Source organism: Kineococcus endophyticus (genome assembly GCF_040796495.1).
GTDB classification, from domain to species: domain Bacteria; phylum Actinomycetota; class Actinomycetes; order Actinomycetales; family Kineococcaceae; genus Kineococcus; species Kineococcus endophyticus.
This window is the reverse complement of sequence record NZ_JBFNQN010000014.1, coordinates 115845-141997: the sequence shown is the minus strand read 5'-3', so window position 1 is coordinate 141997 and position 26153 is coordinate 115845. Positions and strand designations below refer to the sequence as shown.

The following is a 26153-nucleotide window of genomic DNA, read 5'->3' as shown; positions in this document are numbered from 1 at the left end:
CTGTGGCTCGCCGGGACGGGGCTCCCGCTTCTCCACGATTCTGTCACTCTCGGACGGGACCGTTCACGCACCCCCGTCGGCCGCGGCCTCCAGCTCGGCGACCACGAGGCGCCGCATGCCGAGCATCGCGGTCATGGCCCGTTGCGCCCGTTCGGGATCGGGGTCCGACAGCAGCTCCGGCAGCCGGGTCGGGACGATCTGCCACGACACGCCCCAGCGGTCCTTCAGCCAGCCGCACTGCCCCTCGGCGCCGCCGTCGGCCAGCAGGCCGTCCCAGTACCGGTCGACCTCGGCCTGGTCGGCGCAGGAGACCTGCACGGAGAACGCCTCGGTCTGCGGGAAGTGCGGGCCGCCGTTGATGATCGTCCACTCGCGCCCGTCCAGGACGAACGAGACCGTCATCGGCGCCCCGTCGGGCCCGCCCGGCGAGGTCGAGACGACGCGCGAGTCGGGGAACAGCGCGACGTAGCGCTCGGCGGCGGCCAGGCCGTCGCGGTCGAACCACAGGCACGGGACGGTGCTGCTCACGCGTGGACCTCCTCGATCGCCGCCCGGGCGCGCTCCGCGGCGGCCCGTGCCGGGCACTCTCCCAGGTGGTCGTCGACGACGCCACAGGCCTGCATGGCGGCGTACGCCGTCGTCGGGCCGACGAACCGGAACCCCTTCGCCTTCAGGGACTTCGCCAGCGCCACGGACTCCGGGGTGGTGGCCGGGACGTCGCCCGGACCCTGCGGGACGGGCGGGGCCGGGTCCGGGGCCGCGGACCAGAACAGCTCGGTCAGGCTGCCGCCCGCGGCCTGCAGCGCGAGGAGGGCGCGGGCGTTCGCGACCGTCGCCTCGACCTTGGCGCGGTTGCGGATGATGCCCGGGTCGGCCAGCAGGCGGGCGACGTCGGCGTCGCCGTAGGCGGCCACCACCTCGGGGTCGAAGCCGTCGAAGGCCGCGCGGAAGGTCTCGCGGCGGCGCAGGACGGTGATCCAGCTGAGCCCGGACTGGAACGCCTCGAGGCTGACCCGCTCGAACAACCCGCGGTCGTCGCGGACCGGGTGGCCCCACTCGGTGTCGTGGTAGGCCTCGTACAGGGCGTCGCCGGTGCCGAAGCAGCGGAAGGTCGCGGGGCTGGGCGAGGCGGGCGAGGCGGGCATGGCGGGCATGGCGGGCATGGCGGGCGAGGCGGGCATGGACGGCACTGTGGCACCGACCGCCGACACGGCCCTCCCGTCGTCCACAGGTCGGTACTGTCCGCGTGTGAGCGAGCACCCCGCCGACGACGCGCCGACGATCCTGGTCCTCAACGGACCCAACCTCGGCCGCCTGGGCAAGCGGCAGCCGGAGGTGTACGGCTCCACCACCCTCGCCGACGTCGACGCCGGCCTGCAGCGGCTGGCCGCCGAGCTGGGGGTGCGCGTGGAGCTGCGCCAGACCGACGCCGAGCACGAGATGATCGGCTGGGTGCACGCGGCCGCCGACGCCCGGCAGCCCGTGGTGCTGAACCCGGGGGGCTGGACGCACACGTCCGTCGCCCTGCGCGACGCCTGCGCCGAGCTCGTCGCGGGCCTGGTGGAGCTGCACGTGTCCAACGTCCACGCCCGCGAGGACTTCCGCCGGCACTCCTACATCACGCCCGTCGCCACCGGTGTCGTGGCGGGCCTGGGCGTCGAGGGGTACGGGCTCGCGGTGCGCTTCCTGGCGCAACGGGCCGGGCGCGCCCCCCGTGTCGGCGGCGACGCGTAGGCTCCGCCCGAGCACAGCGCGTCGAGTGGTGGGAGTTTCCGTGGTCGAGCACATGAAGTGGTGGGGTTGGGGCCAGGAGGGCGTCGCCTTCCACCACGAGGACAAGCCGAACCTGGCGCCGTTCGTCAAGCGCGTCTCGGGCATCGACTTCCACGCCGCGCCCGCACAGGTGCCGCAGCTGTCCGAGCTGACGGTGCCGCCGTCGCAGGCCCCGGACGCGCTGCGCAAGGCCTTCGTCGAGGCCGTGGGGCAGGAGCACGTCCACGACGACGACCTCGACCGCGTCGTGCACGCCTACGGCAAGTCCATGCGCGACCTCGTCCGCATCCGGCGCGGTGACTTCGGCCGGCTGCCCGACCTCGTCGTCTACCCCGGCACCGAGGCCGAGACGGAGGCCGCACTGCGCGTGGCCCTCGAGTCCGACGCCGTCCTCATCCCCTTCGGTGGCGGCTCCAACATCGTGGGCTCCCTGGAGGCCCCGCGCGACGAGACCCGGCCCGTCGTCTCCCTCGACATGGGCCGGATGCGTCTGCTGCTCTCCCTCGACGAGACGTCGCAGACGGCGCGCATCCAGGCCGGCGCGCTCGGCCCGGACCTCGAGGAGCAGCTCAACGCCCGCGGCTGGACGATCGGGCACTTCCCGGACAGCTTCAAGCACTCGACGCTGGGTGGCTGGATCGCGACCCGGTCCTCCGGGATGCAGTCCGACCGGTTCGGCGACATCGCCGACATCACCCGGGCCGTCCGCGTCGTCACCCCGCACGGGATCGTCGCCACCGCCGAGGTGCCCGTCCAGTCGGCGGGCCCGAGTGTGCGCGAGATGGTGCTCGGCAGCGAGGGGCGGCTCGGGATCATCACCGAGGCCACCGTGCAGGTGCACCGCCAGGCCGAGCAGCGCGAGATCCAGGCCTACTTCTTCCCCGACTACGCCAGCGGGCTCAAGGCCATGCACGACATCGCCGCCTCCGACGCCTCCCCGAGCATCACGCGCGTCTCCGACGCGAACGAGACCCAGTTCACCCTGGCCACCTCCAAGAAGGGCAGCACCCTCGGGCAGCTGCTCAACAAGGGCGTGCAGCTGTACGCCAGCAAGCGCAAGGGCATCGACCTGTCGGAGATGTGCCTGTCGTTCATCGGGTTCGAGGGCTCGGCCCTGCACGTGCGGCGCAACAAGTCGCTCGTGGGCGAGATCGTCAAGAAGCACGGCGGCTTCGGGGTCGGCGCGGGCCCGGGCAAGCTGTACGACCAGAAGAAGTTCGACACCCCCTACATCCGCGACTTCATCCTCGACCGCGGCGCCTACGGCGACGTGTCCGAGACGTCCTCCTCGTGGGCGACGCTGAAGTCGGTGCACGACAACGTCGTGGCGGCGGCCGGCAAGGCCTTCGCCGAGGTCGGCGTCAAGGGTTTCGTCTTCTGCCACCTCTCGCACAGCTACCACTCCGGGGCGTGCCAGTACTTCACGTTCGCCTTCCAGCCGCCGACCGACCGCGACGGCCTCGAGGCCTACGACGTCGTCAAGGGTGCCATCCAGCAGGCCTTCATCGACAACGGCGGGACGCTGTCGCACCACCACGCCGTGGGCCGGGAGCACAAGCGCTGGATCGAGGACGACCTGTCCGCCGCCGGGGCCAAGATCGTGGGGTCCCTCTTCGCCGGTGTGGACCCGGGGCGCAACCTCAACCCCGGCGCCGTCGTCGACTGAGGTGCCCGGACCGTCCGACCGCGAGGACCGCTCCCGCCGTGCCGAGCGGGTCCTCGCGGTCCTGCGGGACCTGTGGGGTGACGAACCGCCCCCGGGGCCGGACCCGGAGCTGGCCTGGATCGTCGACGCGCTGGCGATCGACGACGCCCACGGCCGCGAGGCGGGGCTCGTCGTGCACAGCGACGCCATCGCGCTGTCGTCGCTGTCCGACTGGTTGGGCACCCCGCAGTTCGCCGACGAGCAGACCGGCGCGTGGCAGCTCGACACCGCCACCGGTCGCGTCGTCGTCGACGAGCGGGGCAGCGAGGTCCTGGGGGTGGGCCGGCAGTCGGTGGGCTCGGAGCGGTTGATGCTCGACGTCCACCCGGCCGACCGCCCGAACGTCGAGCGGGCCTTCGACCGGGCCGCCGCCGTCGGCACGCCGTTCCGCGTGACCTACCGGGGGCGCTCCCCGCTGGGGGAGTGGCTGTGGCGCACCAGCACCGGCCGGCGCCTCACGGTGGGGCCGGCCGGGGCCGTGCTCGTCGGGTTCACGACCGTGCACCGTCCGGCCCTCCCCGACGGCTGAGCCACGGGTCAGGCCACCAGCAGGTCCGCCCAGACCGTCTTGCCGTCGCCGCGCGGCGCCACCCACCACCGCTGGGCCAGCAGCTGGACGATGTGCATCCCACGGCCCCCCGTGGCGTCGTCGTCGCTGGTGCGCGGCTGCGGGTGCTGCGTCGAACCGTCCTCCACCCCTACGCACAGCAGCCGGTCGGCCACCTCGTGCCGCAGGGTCAGTGCGGTCGGGGACCCGGTGTGCAGCAACGCGTTCGTCACCAGTTCGCTGACGACGAGCTCGGCCTCGTCGGCCGTCCCGGTCAGCTCCCACGCGTGCAGCGTCGTGCGCAGCCAGTCGCGGGCCGCGCCCACGGCACGGGTGTCGGCGGGCAGCACCAGCCGGTTCTCCCGCGTGCCGGGCGCGGGGCCGTCGTAGTCGACGACGAGCAGGGCGGCGTCGTCGTGGCCTCCGCCCCGCACGGGCGCCAGCAGGCGGTCGGCCAGCGTCTCGGCGTCCACCCCGGGGCCGTCGGTCAGCGCGCGGCGCATCGCGGCCTCGCCCGTGGCCGTCGCCTCGTGTGTCCCCTGGCCGCCCTGCCCGGGCCACTCGACGAGACCGTCGGTGTACAGCAGCAGCCGGCTGGGCCCCGTGAGGCGGTGCCGGCTCTGCGGGTACGTCGCCTCCTCCTGCACCCCGAGCGGGGGACCGGGGTCGACGTCGAGGGCGCCGACGTCCCCGGCGGCGACGACGGGAGCCGGGTGCCCGGCGCTGGCCACCGCCACCTCCCCGGTCCGCTCGTCGAGCGCGAGGAGGCAGCACGTGGCGAACAGGTCGCCCTCGAAGGACTGCATCAGGCGGTTCGTCCGCTCCAGGACGGCCGAGGGTTCGTGCCCCTCGCTGACGTAGGCCCGCACCGCCGTCCGCACCCGGCCCATGAGCGCGGCGGCGGCCGAGTTGTGCCCCTGCACGTCGCCCATGACGAGGACGAAGGCCGTGTCGGTGCGGATGGCGTCGAAGAAGTCCCCGCCGATCTCGGCGCCGTCGGTGCCCGGCAGGTAGCGGGAGGTCACCCGCACCCGCTCGCCGGTGGGCAGCGCGTGGGGCAGCAGCGCCTCCTGCAGGGCCCGGGCCGTCTCGGCCGCGGCGCGGGCCAGGCGCAGCTCCTCCTCGTGCCGGGCGACGAGGCGGGCGCGGCGCTCGCGGTCGAAGAGGGAGACGACCATGGTCGCCAGGTCCGCGAGCCCGGCCCGCTGCTCGTCGCTCAGCTGCCGGGGCGCGGCCTCGTCGAAGACGCACAGCGTGCCGAGGGCTTGGTGGTCGGGGGTGAGCAGGGGGGCCGCGGCGTAGCTGCGCACGTGCCCGAGCGTGCCGTCGACCCAGGGGTGGGCCGCCCACCGGACGTCGCGGCGGGCGTCGGCGGCGTGCACGAGACCGCCCGCGCCGAGCGCGTAGTAGCACATCGACTCCCCGCGCTCGCTGGTCCCGGGGTCGAAGCCCTCGGCCACGAGCTGGCGCTGGTGGTGCTCGTCGATGATGTTGACGACCGCGTTCGGCAGACCCGTCAGGCGGGCTGCGAGGCGGACGACGGCCTGCAGTTCGGCGGGTGGGGCGGCGGCGACGTCGACGTACTCACGGAGGGCGGCGAGCCGGGCGGTCTCGTCGCCCAGGACGTCAGAGGTCTCCGCGGGAGCCGAGGCGGGGACGGCTGCGTTCATGCCTTTACGTTACGCCTCGACTACGCTCCGTGTCTGAGTTCTAGAAACCATCACTCGCCGGCGGTCGGGTGGCGGCGCTTGGCCCCCGACGGCATCCGGTTCCACACCGAGCTGACCACCCGGCGGGGCACGACGTCGAGGACGGCCGAGACCGCCTTCCACCGCTTCGTCGGCACGCTCACGGGCCGGCCCGCGAAGAGGTCCTCGAGGGAGGCGTCCACCACGTCCTCGATGTCCAGCCAGATCCGGCTCGACAGCGACGAGGTGCCGCCGGAGGACATGCCCGACCGGGCGTGGAACTCGGTGCGCACGTAGCCCGGCTCGACCACCGTCGCGCTCACGCCCGTCCCGCGCAGCTCCCCGGCCATCGTCTCGGTGAGCACGATGACGTAGGCCTTGGCCGCCGAGTAGTGCCCGCCCCCCGGGACCAGCCCGGCGACCGAGCCCACGTTGAGGATGCGGCCCCTGCCGCGCGGGACCATGGCGCCGGTCGCCGCGCGCGACAGGACCATCACGGCCCGGCACAGCACGTCGAACATGCGCTCGTGGTCGGCCGGCTCACCGTCGACGAAGCGCTGCCGCAGACCGAACCCCGCGTTGTTGACCAGGACGTCGACGGGCGCCTCCCGGCTGCCCACGCGGTCGGCGACCCGCTGCAGCGCCGCGCGGTCGGACAGGTCCGCGGCCAGCACCTCGACCTCGACCCCGAACTCGGTGCGCAGGGCGCTCGCGGTCGACTCCAGGCGCTCGACGTCGCGCGCGACGACGACGAGGTCGTGCCCACGACGGGCGAGTGAGCGCGCGTAGGCCGCCCCGAGGCCGGCGGTGGCCCCCGTGACGAGGGCGGTGGGACGGGAGGACGGGCTGCTGCTCACGGGGGGCGAGCCTAGTGAACGGGAACGGGGTCGGACTGCCGGGCGGCCCAGGTCCGCTGCGCCAGCAGGCAGACGGCCGCGGCGGAGACGACGGCCGTCGCCGCGACGCCGAGCGCCGTGCGCGCTCCGGCGAGGTCCAGCAGGATCCCGGCGACGGCGTTGCCGACCGCCGCCCCGGCCGTGATGGCGGTCGACAACCAGGCCTGGGCCTCCCCGAGGCGGTGCCCCGGGGCGAGCAGGTCGACGAGACCCTGGGCGGCGATGAGGTTGGGGGAGATGAAGAGGCCGGTGAAGAAGAGCACCACGAGCAGCACCACGAGGGGGATCCCCTCGCCGGCCGCGAAGGCCACGGTGAACAGGAGGCTGCCGAACAGCGTCAGCGTCACGAGCAGCCGGCGCCGGTCCGGGCTGCGCCAGTCGCGGCTGCCGTAGAGGAGCCCGCCGATCGCCGACCCCCCGGCGATGGGGGCGAAGAGGACGCCGAGCCGGTCGGCCGAGCCCAGCAGGTGCTCGGCCAGCCCCGCCATCGACACGTCGAGGATGCCGAAGCCGACGCTCATCACGGCCATGACGGTCAGGAGCAGCACGAAACCGGGACTGTGCAGCAGGGCGGCCCCCGCCCCGTGACCGCCCGCGCCGACCGGTTGCGGGCGGACCCGCCGGGCGCCGGGGGAGCGGGCGTAGACGAGGGTGCCCCCCACGAGCAGGACGACGGTGACGAGCAGCGGCAGCGGGGCGACCCCGAGCAGCAGGAGCACGCTGAGCAGCAGCGGCCCGCCGACGAAGATCGTCTCGACGGCTGCGGCGTCGAGGGCGTAGCCGCGGCGCCGGCCGCGCTCGGAGGTCACGACGACGCGCCACGTCGAGCGCATCGCCGGGCTCAGCGGCGGGAAGGCCGCCCCGGCCAGCACGGCCAGGACCGGCAGGACGGCCGCCGGCACGGCCGTCCACACCGTCGCGCCGGTGAGCAGCAGCAGGAACAGGCCGGAGACGCTCGCCGCCGGGATGAGCACGCGGGGCTGACCGATCCGGTCCATCGCCCGGCCCCACAGGGGCGAGCCGACGGCCAGACCCACGGCGAACAGGCCCGTGACGATCCCGGCGAGCGTGTAGTTGTCACGGGCCGTGCGCACGAGCAGGACGAGCCCCAGGGGAGCCGTCGCGATGGGGATGCGCGCCACCACCGAGGCCACGAACGGTCGTGCCACCACCGGATCGCGCAGCAGCGCGAAGTACCCCGACATCCCCACCGAGTCCCTCGTCCACGGCCGCGGCGCCGCGGCCCCGGGTCCGAGCGACCCGTCGGGGACGAGCTTGTCAGACGGGCCAGATGCGCGCGCAGCCGCCTCCGGCACCACGTGCCGATTCCAGGGCGGCGGACGCCTGGCGGTGGGCCTCCGCGGCGGTCACGGCGCGCACGGGCGCCAGGCTCGCCCCGATGCTCACCGACATCGTCGGGTGGTCGTCCACGGCCAGCTCCACGGCCAGCAGCAGGGCGTCCGCGACGCGCTCGACGACGCCCTCGCTGCCGGCCCGTGGCAGCCCCGTCAGCAGCACCGCGAAGAGGTCCGGACCCAGCGGCAGCCAGCGGTCCACCGAGCGGACCGCGCGCCGCATCCGGCGCACCACGGCCTCCCGACCCCCGCGCCGGCAGGTGCCGTCGACGCCGACGAGGAGCAGCCCGGTGCCGGTGCCGGTCGCCCGGTCGGCTTCGAGGGCCTGCGCCACGACGTCGGTGAGCGTGGGGTGCCGGGGGCTCGCCTCCGCGGCGTCCACGCTCTCCCGGGCCGGGGTCCGCTCGTCCGCCAGGACGTCGCCGACGAGGTCGGCGACGAGGTCCGGGTCGTGGCTCACGAGCAGCTCGCGCTCGGCGAGGGTGCGGCCCGGCCGGGCGAGCACGACGCAGGCCGCGTCCGGACCCAGGACGGCGAGCCCGTGGCCGTCGAGGTCGGCGTGGGCGCGCACGGCGACCCGGCCCAGGTCGGCCGCCGACCTCCGGGCGGCGGGACCGCCGAGGGACACCAGGGCCACCGGGTCCTGCCGGCGGCGGGTCCGCAACCGCAGGTGCGCCAGGGCCGCGTCTGCGACGGCGACCGGCACGGTCCGGGAGGGGGCCGAGCGCCAGGGGACCGCCGGCCGGGCGGGGGTGGGCAGGACGAGCGTCCCGGTGGCGGGCAGGTCCTCGGGCCGGACCGGGTGGGCGACGCCCCACCCCTGCACGAGGTCGGCCCCCAGGGCCAGGGCGCTGCGCCGGTCGTCCTCGTCCTCGACCGACTCGACCAGCACGAGGGCGCCGGTGCGGGCGGTGTGCGCGCCGACGGACCCGGCCAGGGCGGCCACCTCGTCGGCGGGCCGGCGGGCCAGGCGACGGAGGTCGAGCTTGACCACCTCGGGCCGCACGACGGTCAGCAGCGCCGTCACGTCGACGTCGGCGCCGAGGTCGTCGAGCGCCACCGGCAGTCCGAGGGCGCGGACGCGGCGGAGCAGGCGGACCGTCGGACCGGGGGCGCGCAGGAGGCTGCGGGCCGAGACGTCGACGACGACCTGCAGGCCGGGCGGCACGTCCGGGGCGTCGGTGAACCCCTCCAGGGAGGTGTTGAGGAAGACCGTGCGCGGCGCCGCGGGGAGGACGCCGGCGAGGGCGGCCAGGGCGGTGTCGCGGGCGGCCCGGTCGAGCTCGGCGGTGCGCCCGGTGGCGGCCGCGGCGCGGAACAGGTGGGCGGGGGAGGCGAGCGCGGAGTCGGCCGGGCCGCGCAGCAGCGCCTCGACGGCCACGCCGGCCCCGGTGACGGCGTCGTGGACGGGCTGGAGCACGGTGCGCAGCAGCCCGCGGCCCAGGACCACCCCGAGGGGGTCGGGGCGCAGGTCCGGGCGCGCGTCCGGCCGGGTGTCCAGCGTCGTCATGGTCGCGTCATCGGCAGGTCGCGTCCCCACCTTGAGCCGTCCGGGTGAACGGTGACTCAACGTCAGCACCGGTGACCTCGGCCGCAGTGCGGATCGTTCGACATCGTCGAACTCGCGGCGTTGACGGGACTTCCGGGCCTGCCTACCTTCACGAGCACGGCAAGGAGGCGGAACGACAGCCCCACCACTCGACTCAACGTGGAGTTCACATGTCCCACAGCAGTTCCTCGCCGGCCACGGCGCCTGCGCGCGCCGTGCCCCGCACACCGACCCTCGCCGGCGAGCTGCTCGCCGAGTTCGCCGGCACCGCCATCCTCATCCTGTTCGGCGTGGGCGTCGTCGCCCAGGTCGTGGCGGGCAAGAACGGCGGTGACGACTCCATCCACTGGGCCTGGGGCCTGGGCGTGACGATGGGCATCTACGTCGCCGGCCGCACGACGGGCGCGCACCTGAACCCGGCGGTGACCATCGCGCTCGCCGTCTTCCAGGGCTTCTCCTGGAAGAAGGTCCTGCCCTACAGCCTCGCCCAGTTCCTCGGCGCCTTCGTGGCCGCGCTCGTCGTCCGCTGGACCTACGCGGACGCCATCGACGCCCTCGACCCCGGGCACACGTACACGACCCAGGGCATCTTCTCGACGCTGCCCGGGGAGAACGTCTCGATCGGCACGGCCTTCCTCGACCAGGTCGTCGGCACCGCGATCCTCGTGTTCCTCATCTTCGCCATCAGCCAGACCAAGGCGATGCCGCCCGGGGCGAACCTGGCCCCCTTCATCGTCGGCCTCGTCGTCGTCGGGATCGGCATGGCCTGGGGTTCCAACGCCGGGTACGCCATCAACCCGGCCCGCGACTTCGGCCCGCGCCTGGCGTCCTTCGTGAGCGGCTACTCCACGGCGATGCGCGAACCCGGCGGAGCCTTCTACTTCTGGGTCCCGATCGTCGCCCCCGTCCTCGGCGGGCTCGTCGGCGGCGGCCTGTACAAGGTGCTCGTCGAACGGCACCTGCCCGACCCGGCCGCGGCCGAGCCCGAGGGCCGCGTCCGCACCGACGACTGAAACCCTCCCCCCGGCACGTCTCCAGACCCGTCCCACTCGACGCAGAGAACGGAATCCACGACATGGCAGACAGCACGAACGGCCCCCGGTACGTCGGCGCCGTCGACCAGGGCACCACGTCCAGCCGGTTCATGGTCTTCGACCACGGCGGCAACGAGGTCGCCAAGTACCAGCTCGAGCACACCCAGATCATGCCCAAGCCGGGCTGGGTCGAGCACGACCCGATCGAGATCTGGGAGCGGACGAGCTCGGTCATCCAGAGCGGTCTGCGCCAGGCGAACCTGACGGCCAAGGACCTCGCGGCGCTGGGCATCACCAACCAGCGCGAGACGGCCGTCGTGTGGAACAAGAACACCGGACGCCCGTACTACAACGCGATCGTGTGGCAGGACACCCGCACCGACCGCATCGCCTCCGCGCTCGATCGCGACGAGCGCGGCCAGAAGATCCGGCAGAAGGCCGGTCTGCCGCCGGCCACGTACTTCTCCGGCGGCAAGATCCAGTGGATCCTCGAGAACGTCGACGGGGTGCGCGAGGCGGCCGAGGCCGGCGACGCGATCTTCGGGAACACCGACTCCTGGCTCATCTGGAACCTGACCGGCGGTCCGCGCGGCGGCGTCCACGTCACCGACGTGACGAACGCCAGCCGCACCATGCTCATGGACCTCGAGACCTGCCAGTGGGACGACGAACTGCTGGAGATCTTCGGCATCCCGCGGGCGATGCTCCCCGAGATCAAGCCCTCCTCGTACACCGAGGGCTACGGCACGACGCTGGAGACCGGTCCGCTCGGCGGGGAGGTCAAGCTGACGGGCATCCTCGGTGACCAGCAGGCGGCCATGGTCGGCCAGGTCTGCTTCGACCCGGGCATGGCCAAGAACACCTACGGCACCGGCAACTTCATGCTGCTGAACACCGGTGAGGAACTGGTCCGCTCCAAGGCCGGGCTGCTGACCACGGTCTGCTACCAGTTCAACGACGAGAAGCCGGTCTACGCCCTCGAGGGGTCGATCGCGGTCACCGGTTCGGCCGTGCAGTGGCTGCGCGACCAGCTCGGCATCATCTCCGGTGCGGGCGAGTCCGAGTCCCTGGCCCGCCAGGTCGAGGACTCCGGCGGGTGCTACTTCGTCCCGGCGTTCTCGGGCCTGTTCGCGCCCTACTGGCGCTCCGACGCCCGCGGCGCGATCGTCGGCCTCTCGCGCTACAACACCAACGCGCACATCGCCCGGGCCACCCTGGAGTCGATCTGCTACCAGAGCCGCGACGTGACCGAGGCCATGTCGTCCGACTCCGGTGTGGCCGTCGAGGTGCTCAAGGTCGACGGCGGCATCACGGCGAACACGCTGTGCATGCAGCTGCAGGCCGACATCCTCGGCGTCCCCGTCTCCAAGCCCGTCGTGGCCGAGACCACGGCCCTCGGGGCGGCCTACGCGGCGGGTCTGGCGGTCGGTTTCTGGAAGAGCCTGGACGAGCTGCGCGAGAACTGGAACGAGGGCGCCCGCTGGGAGCCCACGTGGGACGAGCAGCAGCGCACCGACGGCTACGGCGGCTGGAAGAAAGCCGTCGAGCGGACGTTGAACTGGGTGGACGTCGACTGACGACACCCTCTCCGGCGGCGCCGGGCGCGCGTGGAGCGCGCCCGGCGCCCACCATGGACGAGCACCAGTCGCACCACTCGATCCGGTACGGAAGAAGCTGAGGAGCAGGACGTGGAGATCAAGGCACTGTCACCGCAGGCACGGGACGACGCGCTGCGCGAGATGGCGGAAGGTGAACTCGACGTCCTCGTCATCGGGGGCGGGGTCGTCGGGACGGGGGCCGCGCTGGACGCGGTGACGCGCGGGCTGCGCACCGCGATGGTGGAGGCGCGCGACTGGGCCTCGGGCACCTCGAGCCGGTCCAGCAAGCTCATCCACGGCGGTCTGCGCTACCTGGAGATGCTCGACTTCGCCCTGGTGCACGAGGCGCTGTCCGAACGCGGTCTGCTGCGCAACAAGCTCGCGCCGCACCTGGTCAAGCCCGTGCCGTTCCTCTACCCGCTGTCCAAGCGTTTCGCCGAACGTCCCTACGTGGGGTCCGGCATCGCGCTGTACGACGGCATGGCGCTGTCCAGCGGGAACAACAAGGGTTTCCCGCTGCACCGGCACCTGACCCGCAAGGGCGTGCAGAAGGAGGCCCCCGGCATCCGCAAGGACGCCATGGTCGGGGCGATCCAGTACTACGACGGCCAGGTGGACGACGCCCGCCACACCATGACGATCGCCCGCACGGCGGCCACGTACGGCGCGCTCATCGCCAACCGCACGCGGGTCAAGGAGTTCGTCCGCGAGGGCGAGCGCGTCGTCGGGGCGGTCCTCGTCGACCTCGAGTCCGGCCGGGAGATCCGCGTCCGCACCAAGCAGGTCATCAACGCGACCGGGGTGTGGACCGACGAGACGCAGGAACTCGTCAACGCCCGCGGCCAGTTCAAGGTGCGCGCCTCCAAGGGCATCCACCTCGTCGTGCCGCGCGACCGGATCCAGTCCAAGACCGGGCTGATCCTGCGCACCGAGAAGTCCGTCCTGTTCATCATCCCGTGGGGCCGGCACTGGATCATCGGGACGACCGACACCGACTGGACGATGGACAAGGCGCACCCCGCCGCGACCAGCGCCGACATCGACTACGTCCTCGAGCACGCCAACGCCGTCCTGAAGTCCCCGCTGACGCGCGAGGACGTCGAGGGCGTCTACGCCGGGCTGCGCCCGCTGCTGTCGGGGGAGTCGGAGTCGACCTCCAAGCTGTCCCGGGAGCACGTCGTCGGTCACCCCGTGCCGGGCCTGGTCGTCGTGGCCGGCGGGAAGTACACGACCTACCGGGTCATGGCCAAGGACGCCGTCGACGTGGCCGTGGAGGGTCTGGACGGGCGCGTGCCCGCCTCGACCACCGAGAACGTCCCGATGGTCGGCGCCGAGGGCTACCACGCGATGTGGAACCAGCGGCACGGTCTGGCGGCGCGCGCCGGGATCCACGTCGACCACGTCGAGCACCTGCTCAACCGGTACGGCTCGGCGATCGACGAGGTGCTCGCGCTCGTCGCGCAGGACCCGACGCTGGGCGAGGTGCTGCCGCACGCCGACGACTACCTGAAGGCCGAGGTCGTCTACGCCGTGACGCACGAGGGGGCCCGTCACCTCGACGACGTCCTGGCCCGGCGGACCCGCATCTCCATCGAGACCTACGACCGCGGCACGAAGTCGGCCGAGCTGGCCGCCGACCTCATGGCCGGGCCGCTGGGCTGGAGCGAGGAGGAACGCGCGACGGAGGTCAAGACCTACCTCGAGCGGGTGGCCGCCGAGCGCGCCTCGCAGGAGCAGCCGGACGACGCCTCCGCCGACGCGGTGCGCCTGCAGGCCCCGGAGATCGTGCCCGTCTGAGGTCCCGCACCGGATCTGCCGGAACTCACCCGTTCGGCCCAGTCGTGGGTCTACGGTGAGCCTCGCGCGACGGGGGGTCGCGCCGGGAACGACGGGTCCGGGGGGATCACATGAGCTGGTCGAAGGCTGTCCGCGCGCTGGCGGCGGGTGCGGTCGTGGTGGGTTCGGTGGCCGGGGCGGGAGCCGTCAGCGCGGCTCCGCCGGCGCCGGACCTCGTGGTGACGGCGGTGGCCCTGCCGCCGGGAACGGTTGGGGGCCAGCAGGTCCGCTTCGGGGTGACGATCCAGAACCGGGGGAGCGCGCCCACCCCCGCGGGGACGATCAGCGGGATCGGGTTCCAGGTCGACGGCCGACTCGTCACCTGGTCGGACCAGTTCACCGACTCCCTCGCGCCCGGGAGCTCCGTCACCCTCGCTGCGGTCGGCGGCCCCTCGGGATCGGCGACCTGGACGGCGACGGCGGGCACGCACCGCCTGCGGGCCTTCGTCGACGACGCCGCGCGCATCCGGGAGTCGAACGAGGGCAACAACACGCTCGACACCACGTTCTCGGTGGCGGCGGGCATCGCGAACCGCGTGCAGGGGCGGGACGTCGTCGCCTCGGTGGCGCCGCTGCCGGTGCCGTCCCTGTCGGCGACGTCGGTGACGGGTGACCTGTTCGCCGGGTGCACGGACACCGACGGCGTCCTCGTCGACGGCACGGAACGCCTCCTGGGGGCTTGGACGGTCGGCAACGACACGTTCGCCAGCACCAAGTGGACGGGTGGCCTCGCCTCCGTCCCCGCGGGGGCGACGAGGGTGCGCACCGGAGTGAGCTTCTCCCAGGTCCTCTACGCCTACCAGGGCGGTCTGCCGATCACCTGCGCCGCAGGGCAGACGGCTCAGTTCACAAGGTTCGCGGCCTCCTCGGTCCGCACCACGCGGTACGCCCCGACCAGCACCGGCCCCGGGACCGAGGTCGCCTCCGTGAGCACCCCGGTCGACGTCGACTTCGACGTCCAGCCCTGAACCGGGCGGCTCCACCCGCGCGCCGCCCACCTGCTCGTTAGGGTGCGCGGGTGAAGCCGTTCCTGCTGCTGGCCACCCGCGAGGACGACGTGGTGGCCGCGTCCGAGGTCGCCGCCTTCGTCCGCGAGGGCGGGCTGGGACCCGGTGAGCTGGAACGGGTCCGGCTCGAACGCGACCCGCTGCCCGAGCTGGACCTCGACGCGTTCTCCGGCGTCGTCCTCGGCGGCAGCCCGTACTGCACGTCCGACCCGGACACGGCGAAGTCCCCGGCCCAGCACCGGGTCGAGGCGGAACTGTCCGCCCTGCTCGACGAGGTCGTCGCTCGCGACCTGCCCTTCCTCGGCGCCTGCTACGGGATCGGGACCCTCGGCGTCCACCAGGGGGGGACGGTCGACCGCGAGCACGGCGAACCCGTCGGCACGGTGCCCGTCGAACTGACCGCCGCCGGCCGCCGGGACCCGGTCTTCGGCGGGCTGCCGGAGGTGTTCGACGCCTACGTCGGGCACAAGGAGGCGCTGCACGCCACCCCGCCCGGCGCGGTGCTGCTCGCCACGTCCGGGCCGTGCCCCGTCCAGGCGTTCCGGGTGGGGCGCAACGTCTACGCCACCCAGTTCCACCCCGAGCTCGACGCGGAAGGTTTCGTCGAGCGCTGCGGGGTGTACCGCGACGAGGGCTACTTCGAGCCGTCGGAGTTCGACGCCCTCGCGGCCCGCCTGCGCACGACGACGGCCCCGTTCGCTCCGCAGGTGTGGCGCCGCTTCGTGGCGCGCTACGCCCGCGACTGACCCCTGCGCCGGTCCTCCACACCCTGCGCGAGCGCGACGTACCAGGGTCGCAGCGCGTCCGCGGTGCCCGCCGCACCCGGACCGAGGACGAGCTCGTCGAGGTCGTCGGCGACGGTCCGCCCCGGCACCCGGTCGCGCAGCCCGAGGTCGGGCAGGTCACCGGCGAGCCGGTGGAACGAGGTGACGTGCACCGCGAGGTCCTCGACGGGGTCCGAGGGCCCGGAGGCCGCGTCGGTGATGCGGCGCAACAGCTCCGGCAGTTCCACCCCGCGCAGGGTGAGCGTCGTCGCCGGGGTGGCGTCGAGCTGCTCGGCCAGGGCGTAGACGACGGCGGCGGCGTGCTTGCAGGGTTCGCCGTCGTCGGGGCAGCTGCAGTCGTAGGTGACCTCGGCGTCGGTGGGCAGGAGTTCCACGCCGATGCCGGCGAGGAGGTCCACCAGACCGGGCGGGACGTCGCCGGAGAACAGCGGGGCGAGCAGCAGGGGGTTCTCCACCACGGTCGCCACGACGGCGTCCACCTCGGCGGCGGTCCAGCGCCGCACGGTGACCTCCACGAGGTAGGGCCGTGGACGGGAGCCCTGCACGCGGGCCCCGACGGCGCCGGGGCGCGGCCGCAGTTCGACGACCTGACCGGCGCGGGCGTAGGTGCGGCCGCGCTGCAGGCGGCCGCGGTCGCCGCCGCGTTCGACGGCGTCGACGAAGCGTTGCGACCACCAGTTCTGCGCGATGCGCCCGCGCTGGGACCGCAGCTTCGCCCCGCCGCCGGGACGTCGCCTGCCGTACTCGGAGAAGGGCCGCGAGGGGGCCATCACTCACCCACCGCGTCGTCGCCGAGCCGCAGCAGTTCCCGCAGCGCGTCGGTGTCCAGGTCGGTGATCCAGCCCTCGCCGCTGCCGACGACGCGGTCGGCGAGGTCGCGCTTGCGGCTGATGACGGCGTCCACCCGTTCCTCCACGGTGCCCACGCTGACGAGCTTGCGGACCTGCACCTGCCGGCGCTGACCGATGCGGAACGCCCGGTCGGTCGCCTGGTCCTCCACCGCCGGGTTCCACCAGCGGTCCACGTGCACGACGTGGTTGGCGGCCACCAGGTTCAGACCCGTCCCGCCGGCCTTGAGGGACAGCAGCATGACACCCGGACCGTCGGCCTCGGCGAACTCCGCGACCATGGCGTCGCGACCTCGCCGGCTCACCCCGCCGTGCAGGAACGGGACCGGTTCGCCCGTGAGCCCGGCCAGGTGCGGGCCGAGCAGGTGGCCGAACTCGGCGAACTGCGTGAAGCACAGGACCTTCTCGCCCTCCGACCGCGCCGAGGTGACGATGTCGTCCAGCAATTGCAGCTTCCCCGAGCGGTGCCGGCCGCGGTGCAGGACCCCGGAGGAGTCCCCGAGGTAGTGCGCGGGGTGGTTGCAGATCTGCTTCAGCCGGGTGAGGGCGGCGAGGATCAGCCCGCGCCGGGACAGGCCACCGGGGTCGGAGTCCTTGTCCTGCAGTCGTTCGGTGAGGTCGTCGACGGCGCGCCGGTACAGCGCCGCCTGCTCCGGGGTGAGGTTGGCCCGCACCGTCATCTCGATCTTCTCGGGCAGGTCGCCGGCGACGGCGGGGTCCGTCTTGACCCGGCGCAGGACGAACGGCCGCGTCACGAGGGCGAGGCGTTCGGCGGGTTCGGCGTGACCGAGCTTCTCGATGGGGACGGCGAACCGGTCGCGGAACGTCGCGGCGCTGCCGAGCAGTCCGGGGTTCGTCGCGTCCAGGACGGCCCGCAGGTCCTCGAGCCGGTTCTCCACCGGCGTCCCGGTCAGGGCGACGCGGTGCCGGGACCCCACGGCCCGCACGGCGCGGGCCTGCCGGGTGGCGGCGTTCTTGACGTACTGGGCCTCGTCGAGGGCGACGCGGTGCCAGTCGGCCGCCGCGAGGTCGGCGACGTCGCGCACCAGGAGGCCGTACGTGGTGACCACGAGGTCGCGCTGCGCGACGAGCGCCGTGAACTCCGCGCCGCGGGGCCGTCCCGTCCCGTGGTGGACGTGGACGCGCAGGTCGGGGGCGAACTTCGCGGCCTCGGCGGCCCAGTTGCCGACGACCGACATCGGGCACACGAGCAACGTGGGCCCGGGCTCGTCGCCGCGTTCGTGCGCGAGCAGCGCCAGCAGCTGCAGCGTCTTGCCCAGTCCCATGTCGTCGGCGAGGACGGCGCCGAGCCCGAGGCGGGACATCGTCGCCAGCCAGGTCAACCCCCGCCGCTGGTAGGGCCGCAGGACGGCGTGCAGCCCGGGCGGGTCGGGCAGTTCCGGCAGCCGCTCCGCCGCCTGCCCGGACAGCACGTCGCCGAGCACCCCGCGCGCGTCGACCGACGTCACCGGACCGGGGAGGTCCTTGCCGGTGCCGACGGTGGCCAGCACGTCGAGCAGCGACGCCTTGCCGTTGCCCCGCGTGCGCAGGAACCGGGCGCTGCGCGCGAGCGCCTCGGGGTCCACCTGGACCCACTCACCGCGGAACCGCACGAGGGACGACTTCGACGCCGCGAGGGCGAGGAGTTCGGCCTCGGTGACGGGGGAGTCGCCGAGGGCCGCCTGCCAGCGGAAGTCGAGCAGGTCGTCCTTGCGCACCTGCGGGTCGGTGATGGCGCCCGGCTGGGACGCCGACGCCGACAGCGAGAACGTCAGGGCCTTCTTCGTCCAGTGCCGCGGGAGCTGCAGCGCGACGCCGGCCGCGGTCAGGCGCGGACCACCCTGCTCGACGAGGTCGAGCAGTTCCTCGATCGTCAGGTCCACGCCGTCCTGCGCGGCGGCGTCGGCCCGTCCGCTGAGCAGCCGCTTGAGCGGCGGGTGCGCCGCGCCGGCCCGGGCGGCGCCCGTGAGCAGGACCAGGAGCGGGTCCTCACCAGCCGCCGAACCGCCCGCGCGCGTCTCGGTGCGCGCCTCCTCGAGCGTCAGCACGAGGCTCGGGTCGTCCAGCGGCCGCAAGCGCACCTGCAACCGCCAGCTCTGGTCGGGAGCTTCGGGGGAGTCGTCCCCGTCGAGATGCCCGTCGGCCAGGTGCGCGGGGACGTCCTCCCACGGTTCGGGTTCGACGACGCGCAGCAGCACGTCGTACCCGGCGTCCTCACCGCTGCGCTGCCACTCCCGGACGCGGCGCGACAGGGCGGCCCAGCCCTCCCCGCGCAGGGGCTCGCCCGTGCGCAGCGCGCCGATCCACGCGCGTGCGCTCGCGCCGTCGGGCAGGTCGTGCGGCACGACGTGGGCCGTGCGGGCCGCGACGAGGACGTCGACGACGACCCCGCACAGGTCGTCGAGCAGGTCCAGGGCCTGTGGCGGCCCGTGCGCGGGACCACGGTGGGAGCGTTCGGCCCGCAGCACGGGCGGGCACGCCTGGGCCACCGCGGTGCGCCACCGTCCGACGGCGCGGTCGGGGGCGGGGACCCAGCGCGCGGTGAACCCCCGGTCACCCGCGGGCGCGAGGTCCGGCACCACGTGTCCGGCGTCGACGGCCCGGCGGGCCCCCGCGGCCACGTGCACGAGCCAGGCCAGCCCGTCGGACAGGCGCACCCCGTCCCCGGCCGGCGCGCTGAGTTCCAAGAGCAGCGTCACGGCCCGCTCGCCGGTCAGCTCGACGACGTCCAGGTCGACCGGCAGCAGCCGCAGGTCCGTGCGGGGTCGCCCCGTGGAGGCCGCGGGCCGGCCGGACGGTGTGCAGGGCAACGAGACCGGGAGCGTGCCGGTGACCGGGGAGGCCAGCGCTGAGATCAGGGCGTCCCAGGTCCGGGGCAGTGCCGCGAGGTCGGCGGGGCGTGCCGGTCCGGGGCGGCGGCGGGGCGCCTCGACCCACAGGGCCAACCGCTGCTCGCGGGTCCAGAGGCCGTGGACGACGAGCACCCGCGCAGCCTACGTGCTGCGCGCGGTCCGCCCTCCGGGCTCCTGTGGACGAACCGTGCGCCGACCGCGGTGGGTGACGCAGGTCAGCAGCGCGGCGACCGCGAACAGCAGCAGCTCCTGCCAGCGCCCGCCACCGAGGCGCAGGACCCCGTCGTGGCCGCCGTGAGGAGGGCGAACGCCGGTCGGGAGTGCAGCGACCCGGCCAGCACCGCGCCGAGGAACAGGACCGTGGCGGCCGCACCGCGCAGCCCGGCTGCGTCGCAGACGACGGCCAGGACGACGAGGACGACTCCGGACAGGAGGAGGCGACCGCTGCGGGGCAGGGGGTGAGGCGTCAGGGACCGGGCGACGGTTCCGGCGGGCGCGGTCGGCGTAGCGGTGCTTGGGTCGGGAACGTGGACCGGTCCCGTGGCGCAGCTCACACCTCCGAGGCGACGCGGGGAGGGGAGCTGACCGGTGCCGTCGTCGTCGTGGCGCTGGTCTCGGCCGTCTCCGGCCTGCTCTACGGGTACGACACCGGGATCATCTCCGGCGCGCTGCTGCAGATCGGGGAGGACTTCGACATCGGCAACGGCTGGGAACAGGTCATCGCGGCCTCCATCCTCGCCGGCGCGGTCGTGGGGGCGCTGACGTGCAGCCGGCTCAGCGAGCGCCGGGGGCGACGCGGGACCCTGCTCGTGGTCGCCGTCGTGTTCGTCGTCGGCACCCTGGGCGCCGCCTTCGCCCCGAACCCCGAACTGCTGTCCCTGGCCCGGGTGGTGCTCGGTTTCGCCGTGGGCGGGGCGACGCAGACCGCCCCCACGTACGTGGCGGAGCTCTCGCCGACGGCCTACCGGGGTCGGCTGGTCCTGTGCTTCCAGATCGCCATCGGGGTCGGCATCCTCGTCGCCACGATCGTCGGGGCCAGCGAGGCCGTCGACTGGCGGGTCTCGATCGGGGCGGCCGCCGTGCCGGCCGCGGTGATGCTCGTCCTCATGCTGCGGCTGCCCGAGAGCCCGCGCTGGCTGCTCAAGGCCGACCGCGAGGACGACGCGCGCACCTCGCTGGAGAGGGTCCGACCCGGCGGCGCAGACGTCGACGCGGAACTGGCGGAGATCGGCGGGCTGGTCCACGAGGAGAGCCGGTCCAGCACCCGCGGGTGGCGGGGCTGGCGCGAGGGCTGGGTCCGGCCGGCGGTCGTCGTCGGCTGCGGACTCGCGGTGTTCACCCAGCTGTCCGGCATCGAGATGATCGTCTACTACTCCCCGACGATCCTCACCGACAACGGCTTCCCGGACTCGACGGCGCTGCGGGTCTCGGTGGCCCTGGGGGCGACCTACCTGCTCGCCCAGCTCGTGGGCCTGGCGATCATCGACCGGGTCGGCCGCCGCCGCCTGACGCTCATCACGCTGCCGGGCGCCGCGCTGGCCATGGTGGTGCTCGGCACGTTCTTCGTCACCGGCCACAGCGGCAAGGCCCAGGTGCCGTGGATCATCGCCACCCTCGTGGTGTTCATGGCCTTCACGGCCGGCGGGATCCAGCTCATGGGCTGGCTGACCGGCTCGGAGATCTACCCGCTCGCCGTCCGCTCGGCCGGGGCCGCCGCCCAGTCCGCCGCCCTGTGGGGCACCAACCTGCTCATCACGCTGACCCTGCTGAGCGTCATCGACACCATCGGCACCGGGCAGACCTTCTGGCTGTACGCGGCCTTCAACATCGCGGCCTTCGTCTTCCTGTTCAAGCGCATGCCGGAGCTGACCGGCCACAGCCTGGAGGACATCGAGGGCCGGCTGCACGAGGGCCGGTTCCGTCCGCGGGACTTCGCCCCGAAGGGCTGAGCCACCCGTCAGGAAGGCGTCAACGAGGACGCCGGTCGGCGTCAAGGACGCGTCAGGACGGGCGGTGGAGGATGCCCGCGGTGCTGTGGTGGTGGGGTTCGTCCCGCCCTCACCCTGGAGTTCCCGTGCTCGACGTCGGGTTCGTCGCCCTGACCCTCGCCCTCGCCGCGGTCTGCGCCCTGCTGGTGCGCTCGCTGGAGCGCCGGTGACCGCATCGGCGGCGGTGGGCCTCGTGCTCGCCGTCGTGATCGCCGGCTACCTGCTGTACGCGCTGCTGCGCCCCGAGAAGTTCTGACGGAGAACCCACAGATGACCGACACCACGGCCGGCCTGCTCCAGATCGGCCTGCTCATCGTCCTGCTCGCCGCGGTGCACGTCCCGCTCGGCGACTTCATGGCCCGCACGTTCACGAGCACGCGGCACCTGCGCGTCGAGCGCGGGTTCTACCGGATCCTGCGCGTCGACGGCGACGCCGACACCCGCTGGCCGACCTACGCCCTGTCCGTCCTGGCGTTCTCGACCGTCTCGATCCTCTTCCTCTACGCGTTGCTGCGCGTCCAGAACGTCCTGCCGCTGTCCCTGGGCCGGCCCCGGATGGAGGCGACGCAGGCGTGGAACACGGCCGTGTCGTTCGTGGGCAACACGAACTGGCAGTCGTACTCCGGCGAGGCGGCCCTCGGGCACCTCGCCCAGATGGCGGGGCTGACGGTCCAGAACTTCCTGTCGGCGGCGGTCGGGCTCGCGGTCGCGGTGGCGCTCGTCCGCGGCCTGGTCTCGCGCGGTTCGGGGACGATCGGCAACTTCTGGGTCGACCTCACCCGGGGGACGCTGCGCATCCTGCTGCCCCTGTCGATCGTCGGGGCCGTCGTCCTGCTGCTCACGGGGGTCGTGCAGAACTTCGCGGGTGACACCACCTACACCACGCTGGCCGGTGGCTCGCAGACCATCGTCGGGGGCCCGATCGCCTCGCAAGAGGTCATCAAGGAACTCGGCACGAACGGGGGCGGGTTCTTCAACGCGAACTCCGCGCACCCGTTCGAGAACCCGAACGCGTTCAGCAACCTGTTCGAGGTCTTCCTGATCCTCGTCATCCCGTTCTCCCTGCCGCGCACGTTCGGCACGATGGTCGGCGACCGGAAGCAGGGCCTGGCGGTCCTGTCGGTCATGGGCGCCGTCTTCGGCGTCTCGCTGGCCGTGACGACCTGGGCCGAGACGCACGCGCTCGGCACCGTCCCGCAGGCGGTGGGCGCGGCCCTGGAGGGCAAGGAGAGCCGGTTCGGGGAGTGGGCGTCCGCGCTGTTCGCGACCGCGACGACGTCCACGTCGACCGGGGCGGTGAACTCGTTCCACGACAGCTACACCGCCCTCGGCGGGGGCATGGTGATGCTCAACATGATGATGGGTGAGGTCACGCCCGGCGGGGTCGGTTCCGGCCTCTACGGGATGCTCGTCCTGGCGATCATCACGGTGTTCGTCGCCGGGCTCATGGTGGGGCGCACCCCCGAGTACCTGGGCAAGGGGATCCGCCAGCGCGAGATCACCTACGCCGCGCTCTACATCCTCGTCACCCCCGGCGTCCTGCTCGTCGGTGCGGCGATCGCCCTCTCGAGCCCGGACACGCGCTCGGCGCTGCTCAACAGCGGCCCGCACGGGCTGACCGAGATGCTCTACGCCTTCGCCTCGGCGGCGAACAACAACGGGTCGGCCTTCGCCGGGCTGTCGGCGAACACGCCGTTCTACAACATCGCGCTGGGACTGGCGATCTACCTCGGCCGGTTCCTGCCCATGCTGTTCGTCCTGGCGCTCGCGGGGGCCTTCGCGGTGCAGAAGCCCGCGGCCGCGACGGCCGGCACGCTGCCCACCCGCACCCCGACCTTCGCCGGCATGCACCTCGCCGTCGTCGTCGTGGTCACCGCCCTGACGTTCTTCCCCGCCCTGGCCCTCGGCCCCATCGCCGAGGCCCTCACTGGAGTCCAGTCGTGAGCACCGTCACCAGCACCCCCACCCCTGCCCCCGGTGCGCCGGAGCCCGAACCGGCCGCCCCGCACCGCGTCTCCAGCGGCGCCTTCAGCCCCGCGCAGCTCGTGCAGTCGCTGCCGGACGCGTTCCGCAAGCTCGACCCGCGCCACCTCGTCAAGACGCCCGTCATGTTCGTCGTCGCCGTCGGCGCGGTCCTGACCACGGTCCTGGCGGTGTCGGACCCGTCGGTGTTCTCGTGGGTCATCGTCGCGTGGCTGTGGATCACGGTCCTGTTCGCCAACCTCGCCGAAGCCGTGGCCGAGGGGCGTGGCCGGGCGCAGGCCGCGTCGCTGCGCAAGGTGAGCAGCGAGACGGTCGCGCGGCGCCTCGTCGACGGACGGGAGGAGGAACGGATCTCCTCCAGCCAGTTGCGCGTCGGTGACCTCGTCGTCGTCGAGGCCGGCGAGACCGTCCCCGGTGACGGCGACGTCGTCGAGGGCGTCGCCAGCGTCGACGAGTCCGCCATCACGGGGGAGTCCGCCCCCGTCATCCGCGAGTCCGGCGGCGACCGCAGCGCCGTCACGGGTGGCACCACGGTGCTGTCCGACCGCATCGTCGTGCGCGTCTCCGCCAAGCCGGGGGAGAGCTTCGTCGACCGGATGATCGCCCTCGTCGAGGGGTCGGCCCGCCAGCGCACGCCCAACGAGATCGCGCTGAACATCCTGCTGGCCAGCCTCACCCTGGTGTTCCTGCTGGCCGTCGTCACCCTGCAGCCCATGGCGGTCTACTCGGGGAAGCCGCAGAGCACCGTCGTGCTCGTGGCCCTGCTCGTCTGCCTCATCCCGACGACGATCGGGGCCCTGCTGTCGGCCATCGGCATCGCCGGCATGGACCGCCTCGTGCAGCGCAACGTGCTGGCCATGTCGGGCCGCGCGGTCGAGGCGGCCGGGGACGTCGGGACGCTGCTGCTCGACAAGACCGGGACCATCACCCTGGGGAACCGGCAGGCGCACGAACTGGTCGCGGCGCCGGGGGTGACCCTGGCGGTCCTGGCCGACGCCGCCCAGCTGTCCAGTCTGGCCGACGCCACCCCCGAGGGCCGCTCCGTCGTCGTCCTCGTCAAGGAGCAGTTCGGGCTGCGCGCCCGGTCCGAGGGCGAACTGCCCGGTGCCGAGTTCGTGCCGTTCACCGCCCAGACGCGCATGTCGGGGGTCGACATCGCCACGGAGACGGGAGCGCGCCAGATCCGCAAGGGCGCCGCGGCCGCCGCCACGCACTGGGTCCGCACCCTCGGCGGGGACGTCCCGGCCGAGGTCGGGCAGGTCGTCGAGGACATCTCCACCGCCGGCGGCACCCCGCTCGTCGTGGCGGAGAACGTCGTCACGGACGGGCGGGACAGCGCCCGCGTCCTGGGGGTCATCCACCTCAAGGACGTCGTCAAGGAGGGCATGCGCGAACGCTTCGAGCAGTTGCGCGCCATGGGGATCCGCACCGTCATGGTGACGGGTGACAACGAGCGGACCGCGCGGGCCATCGCCGTCGAGGCAGGCGTGGACGACGTCCTCGCCGAGGCCACGCCGGAGGACAAGCTCGAGCTCATCCGCCGCGAGCAGTCCGGCGGTCGCCTCGTGGCGATGATGGGCGACGGCACGAACGACGCCCCCGCCCTCGCCCAGGCCGACGTCGGGGTCGCCATGAACACCGGGACGACCGCGGCCAAGGAGGCCGGGAACATGGTCGACCTGGACTCCAACCCGACCAAGCTCATCGAGATCGTCGAGATCGGCAAGCAGCTCCTCATCACCCGCGGCGCGCTGACGACGTTCTCCATCGCCAACGACATCGCCAAGTACTTCGCCATCATCCCGGCGATGTTCGTCACGACGTTCCCGCAGCTCGACGTGCTGAACGTCATGCGTCTGGCGACCCCGGAGTCGGCCATCGTCTCCGCGGTCGTGTTCAACGCGCTCGTCATCGTGGCGCTCATCCCGCTGGCCCTGCGCGGTGTCCGCTACCGGCCCTCCAGCGCCGCCGCCCTGCTGCGCCGCAACCTGTTCGTGTACGGCCTCGGCGGGGTGGTGGTGCCGTTCGTGGGCATCAAGCTCCTCGACCTGCTCATCTCCCAGATCCCCGGAATCGGCTGAGACGGATGTCCCTCACCTTCACGAACCTGTTCCGCCAGGCCCGCACCGGCCTCGGCCTGCTCCTCGCCGCCACCGTCGTGCTGGGGTTGCTCTACCCGCTGCTCGTGTTCGGGATCGGCCGGCTCACCCCGGGGCGGGCGGACGGGCAGATCGTCACCAGCGCCGGCACACCGGTCGGCTCGGCGATCATCGGCCAGCAGTTCACGGGGAACGAGTGGTTCTGGCCGCGCCCCTCGGCGGCCGGGAAGGACGGCTACGACCCGACCTCCAGCGGCGCCTCGAACCTCGGCCCGGAGAACTCCGACCTGCTCAAGGCCGTCGAGGAGCGTCGGGCGACCCTCGCCGCCGCCGACGGCACCGCCCCGGCCGACGTCGCGCCCGACGCCCTCACGGCGTCGGGGTCCGGCCTGGACCCGGACATCTCCCCGGAGTACGCCCGGCAGCAGGTCGCCCGGGTCGCCGCGGCCCGCGGGCTGAGCGAGCAGCAGGTGGCCTCGCTCGTCGCGGCGCACACCGAGGGCCGTCAGCTCGGCTTCCTCGGGGAGCCGGTCGTCAACGTCCTGCAGCTCAACCTCGCGCTGCAGCAGCTCGCCCCCTGAGCGGCCGCCCCGATGTCGCACACTGCTGA

The 26153-nt window shown here is 73.5% G+C and carries 23 protein-coding genes; 14 read left to right on the top strand and 9 right to left on the bottom strand.

Annotated features, from left to right (window positions below; translation table 11 throughout):
- Positions 1-63 precede the first annotated feature (63 nt).
- Together AB1207_RS19495 and AB1207_RS19490 are read right to left on the bottom strand one after the other, a co-directional pair.
- Entirely contained in the window at positions 64-528 is a 465-nt protein-coding gene (locus AB1207_RS19495) for a VOC family protein (protein WP_367640073.1), read from the bottom strand.
- Complete coding sequence (locus AB1207_RS19490) at positions 525-1181, bottom strand: DNA-3-methyladenine glycosylase I (RefSeq protein ID WP_437178986.1); 657 nt, start codon at positions 1179-1181, stop codon at positions 525-527. The genes AB1207_RS19495 and AB1207_RS19490 overlap by 4 nt, the downstream gene beginning before the upstream one ends.
- 67 nt (positions 1182-1248) lie before the next feature.
- Here AB1207_RS19490 and aroQ point away from each other — a divergent pair, with 67 nt between their 5' ends.
- The 3 genes from aroQ to AB1207_RS19475 are packed head-to-tail and all read left to right on the top strand — an operon-like array spanning position 1249 to position 4007.
- Positions 1249-1734: a type II 3-dehydroquinate dehydratase gene (gene aroQ, locus AB1207_RS19485; RefSeq protein ID WP_367640072.1), complete on the top strand. Its 486-nt coding sequence runs from the start codon at positions 1249-1251 to the stop codon at positions 1732-1734.
- A 40-nt stretch (positions 1735-1774) separates the two neighbouring features.
- Entirely contained in the window at positions 1775-3439 is a 1665-nt protein-coding gene (locus tag AB1207_RS19480; RefSeq protein ID WP_367640070.1) for an FAD-binding oxidoreductase, read from the top strand.
- Position 3440: 1 nt separating this feature from the next.
- Entirely contained in the window at positions 3441-4007 is a 567-nt protein-coding gene (locus tag AB1207_RS19475) for a PAS domain-containing protein (RefSeq protein WP_367640069.1), read from the top strand.
- 8 nt (positions 4008-4015) lie between these two features.
- Here AB1207_RS19475 and AB1207_RS19470 read toward each other — a convergent pair whose 3' ends face one another.
- The 4 genes from AB1207_RS19470 to AB1207_RS19455 all read right to left on the bottom strand — a co-directional run bounded on the left by AB1207_RS19470 (position 4016) and on the right by AB1207_RS19455 (position 9474).
- Positions 4016-5695, bottom strand: a complete 1680-nt coding sequence (locus tag AB1207_RS19470) for an ATP-binding SpoIIE family protein phosphatase (RefSeq protein WP_367640067.1) — start codon at positions 5693-5695, stop codon at positions 4016-4018.
- A gap of 50 nt (positions 5696-5745) precedes the next feature.
- Complete coding sequence (locus AB1207_RS19465; RefSeq protein ID WP_367640066.1) at positions 5746-6570, bottom strand: SDR family NAD(P)-dependent oxidoreductase; 825 nt, start codon at positions 6568-6570, stop codon at positions 5746-5748.
- Positions 6571-6581: 11 nt separating this feature from the next.
- Positions 6582-7814 carry an MFS transporter gene (locus AB1207_RS19460; protein WP_367640126.1) on the bottom strand — a complete coding sequence of 411 codons (1233 nt, stop codon included), beginning with the start codon at positions 7812-7814 and terminating at the stop codon, positions 6582-6584.
- A 73-nt stretch (positions 7815-7887) separates the two neighbouring features.
- Entirely contained in the window at positions 7888-9474 is a 1587-nt protein-coding gene (locus AB1207_RS19455) for an EAL domain-containing protein (protein WP_367640065.1), read from the bottom strand.
- Between the two features lie 209 nt (positions 9475-9683).
- Between AB1207_RS19455 and AB1207_RS19450 the strand changes: the two genes are divergently transcribed.
- The 5 genes from AB1207_RS19450 to AB1207_RS19430 all read left to right on the top strand — a co-directional run bounded on the left by AB1207_RS19450 (position 9684) and on the right by AB1207_RS19430 (position 15734).
- Entirely contained in the window at positions 9684-10526 is an 843-nt protein-coding gene (locus AB1207_RS19450; RefSeq protein WP_367640063.1) for an MIP/aquaporin family protein, read from the top strand.
- A gap of 62 nt (positions 10527-10588) precedes the next feature.
- Positions 10589-12124, top strand: coding sequence for a glycerol kinase GlpK (gene glpK, locus AB1207_RS19445; RefSeq protein ID WP_367640062.1), 1536 nt, complete (start codon positions 10589-10591; stop codon positions 12122-12124).
- 111 nt (positions 12125-12235) lie between these two features.
- Positions 12236-13942, top strand: coding sequence for a glycerol-3-phosphate dehydrogenase/oxidase (locus AB1207_RS19440; protein WP_437178985.1), 1707 nt, complete (start codon positions 12236-12238; stop codon positions 13940-13942).
- 110 nt (positions 13943-14052) lie between these two features.
- A complete protein-coding gene (locus AB1207_RS19435; protein ID WP_367640060.1) occupies positions 14053-14949 on the top strand; it encodes a CARDB domain-containing protein in 897 nt (298 codons plus the stop codon).
- Positions 14950-14999: 50 nt separating this feature from the next.
- Positions 15000-15734: a glutamine amidotransferase gene (locus tag AB1207_RS19430; protein WP_367640059.1), complete on the top strand. Its 735-nt coding sequence runs from the start codon at positions 15000-15002 to the stop codon at positions 15732-15734.
- Here the strand turns inward: AB1207_RS19430 and AB1207_RS19425 are convergent.
- The 3 genes from AB1207_RS19425 to AB1207_RS19415 form a co-directional block, all read right to left on the bottom strand.
- On the bottom strand, positions 15719-16543 hold the full coding sequence (locus AB1207_RS19425; RefSeq protein ID WP_367640058.1) for an SWIM zinc finger family protein: 825 nt from the start codon (positions 16541-16543) through the stop codon (positions 15719-15721). The two genes, AB1207_RS19430 and AB1207_RS19425, sit on opposite strands and share 16 nt — an antisense overlap.
- Positions 16543-19605 carry a DEAD/DEAH box helicase gene (locus AB1207_RS19420; RefSeq protein ID WP_367640057.1) on the bottom strand — a complete coding sequence of 1021 codons (3063 nt, stop codon included), beginning with the start codon at positions 19603-19605 and terminating at the stop codon, positions 16543-16545. Before AB1207_RS19420 ends, AB1207_RS19425 begins: the two co-directional genes overlap by 1 nt.
- Before the next feature lie 83 nt (positions 19606-19688).
- Positions 19689-20027, bottom strand: a complete 339-nt coding sequence (locus AB1207_RS19415; protein ID WP_367640056.1) for a hypothetical protein — start codon at positions 20025-20027, stop codon at positions 19689-19691.
- Between the two features lie 27 nt (positions 20028-20054).
- On the opposite strand from AB1207_RS19415, the gene AB1207_RS19410 reads away from it, so the two are divergent.
- The 6 genes from AB1207_RS19410 to kdpC all read left to right on the top strand — a co-directional run bounded on the left by AB1207_RS19410 (position 20055) and on the right by kdpC (position 26124).
- The gene (locus AB1207_RS19410; protein WP_437178992.1) at positions 20055-21422 is read left to right on the top strand and encodes a sugar porter family MFS transporter; all 1368 of its coding nucleotides are present in this window, start codon (positions 20055-20057) and stop codon (positions 21420-21422) included.
- Positions 21423-21502: 80 nt separating this feature from the next.
- Positions 21503-21631, top strand: a complete 129-nt coding sequence (locus tag AB1207_RS19405; protein WP_367640054.1) for a hypothetical protein — start codon at positions 21503-21505, stop codon at positions 21629-21631.
- On the top strand, positions 21628-21717 hold the full coding sequence (gene kdpF / locus AB1207_RS19400; protein ID WP_367640053.1) for a K(+)-transporting ATPase subunit F: 90 nt from the start codon (positions 21628-21630) through the stop codon (positions 21715-21717). The genes AB1207_RS19405 and kdpF overlap by 4 nt, the downstream gene beginning before the upstream one ends.
- A 14-nt stretch (positions 21718-21731) precedes the next feature.
- On the top strand, positions 21732-23405 hold the full coding sequence (gene kdpA / locus AB1207_RS19395; RefSeq protein ID WP_367640052.1) for a potassium-transporting ATPase subunit KdpA: 1674 nt from the start codon (positions 21732-21734) through the stop codon (positions 23403-23405).
- Positions 23402-25525, top strand: a complete 2124-nt coding sequence (gene kdpB, locus AB1207_RS19390) for a potassium-transporting ATPase subunit KdpB (protein WP_367640051.1) — start codon at positions 23402-23404, stop codon at positions 25523-25525. The genes kdpA and kdpB overlap by 4 nt, the downstream gene beginning before the upstream one ends.
- Before the next feature lie 5 nt (positions 25526-25530).
- Positions 25531-26124 (top strand): potassium-transporting ATPase subunit KdpC, encoded by a 594-nt coding sequence (gene kdpC, locus AB1207_RS19385; RefSeq protein WP_367640050.1) that lies wholly within the window; start codon positions 25531-25533, stop codon positions 26122-26124.
- Positions 26125-26153: the final 29 nt, after the last annotated feature.